The sequence below is a fragment of the Bacillus sp. JJ1503 genome, assembly GCF_036965125.1.
Taxonomy (GTDB): domain Bacteria; phylum Bacillota; class Bacilli; order Bacillales; family Cytobacillaceae; genus Cytobacillus.
The window spans coordinates 1-1304 of record NZ_JBALOZ010000463.1 but is presented as its reverse complement, the minus strand read 5'-3'; the positions used below and the strand labels follow the sequence as shown (position 1 = coordinate 1304).

The following is a 1304-nucleotide window of genomic DNA, read 5'->3' as shown; positions in this document are numbered from 1 at the left end:
TGAGTGTAATTATTGAATACATAAGTACTTAACCAATTAAGAATATGCTTTGCTATTCCTTTGCCTCTAAACTTTTCTTTCAATCGCAAATCGAATAAACATATGGGATCTTCTAAATCAAAAATTCTTATTAAACCAATCTTTGTATGATTATCCATGATCCAGAATGTTTGGTTCCCGTTTTCATTATAATTCCCATTGGCTAAATTTTCTCTTATAGACTCCTCAGTAGGATTCTCCTGTCCATGAAAACTCCATGTTTCTGATGTTAAAAATTCTACTAATTCATCAGCCATTTTATTTTCAAACTCTAAATATGTGTACATCATTCTCCCCCTTGAATGGCTATTAATTAAATCCACATATATGAAATTCTTTCACCTATATTATAACGTTTCCTTACTAAATCAACCTTCATCAATTAGTTTAAGTAAAATCTTGACAATTTTAATGATAAATTCAAACTCGAATATTCTAATTGACTAAAAGTTCTTCAACAATCTTGCCCGATAACAAAAAGGCATGCCTTTTTATATGCATGCCTCAATTTCCGTTAAATTTTCAAAAATATTTACTATAAAAATCGTGCCTCAACTTTCCACTTAGCTGGGCATATATTTTTGTGGTCTCACTCTTCTCATGACCAAGCAAGCTCTGGATCACTTCAAGTGGCGCACCTTTATTAATCATATGTGTAGCATAGCTGTGTCGTAATTGATGAGGATGAATACTCTTTTTTATCCCAGCACGATTTGATATGTGTTTGATAATATATCTCATAAATTGTATGGTTTTCGTGCCCATTGTAGCAAAAGCTTCGCCAGATAACACTCCAGATTTTCAATATAGACTGAAGCGGTGAGCAATATTGCCGAAAATCTCTGTGATCTCGTACGTTTCTTCTTCCTTAAAGTCAATCAAATGCCCTTCTCCCAATAGTTTCTCACGAGGCTCGATAAACTGCTGAAGATCGTAAATGACAGGAGACGAATCCGTATTTTTAATGATCACAGCTTCTGGAACAAATAATTCGTACAATACACGTATATTAGGTTTAATTCCATTTTGATTGGTAAACGCATCAAAAGGTAGCAGTTAATTGATCTAGAATCATTTTTGTATCGAATGATTCATGATGGTTATTTATATGGTTTTTCATTTTTTTCTATCGTGGCAAATAGTTTAAGTTCTTCAGGATCATTAGGCATTCTAACCAATCGTTCAAACTGCAACCCCACTTTTTCGAGAAGCTTGGCTGAAGCGTGATTGTCTTTAGTAGTAATCGCTACAATACGATTTAGCCC

General features: G+C 33.6%; 3 protein-coding genes and 1 pseudogene. All 4 read right to left on the bottom strand.

Going from position 1 to position 1304, the window contains the following annotated elements; translation table 11 throughout:
* Positions 1 to 326, bottom strand: a 326-nt coding sequence (locus tag V7149_RS25205; protein ID WP_335348303.1) for a GNAT family N-acetyltransferase, incomplete at its 3' end; no start/stop codon positions are given.
* Between the two features lie 235 nt (positions 327 to 561).
* Positions 562 to 780 carry a tyrosine-type recombinase/integrase gene (locus V7149_RS25200; protein WP_335348305.1) on the bottom strand — a complete coding sequence of 73 codons (219 nt, stop codon included), beginning with the start codon at positions 778 to 780 and terminating at the stop codon, positions 562 to 564.
* Positions 781 to 840: 60 nt separating this feature from the next.
* Complete coding sequence (locus V7149_RS25195) at positions 841 to 1038, bottom strand: hypothetical protein (protein ID WP_335348302.1); 198 nt, start codon at positions 1036 to 1038, stop codon at positions 841 to 843.
* Between the two features lie 43 nt (positions 1039 to 1081).
* Positions 1082 to 1304 (bottom strand): annotated as a pseudogene (locus V7149_RS25190) (GNAT family N-acetyltransferase); the annotation flags it as partial.

Bases quoted from the DNA above. Each gene is read 5' to 3' on its own strand.
- V7149_RS25200 (WP_335348305.1), bottom strand. From the start codon at position 780: ATGAGATATATTATCAAACACATATCAAATCGTGCTGGGATAAAAAAG.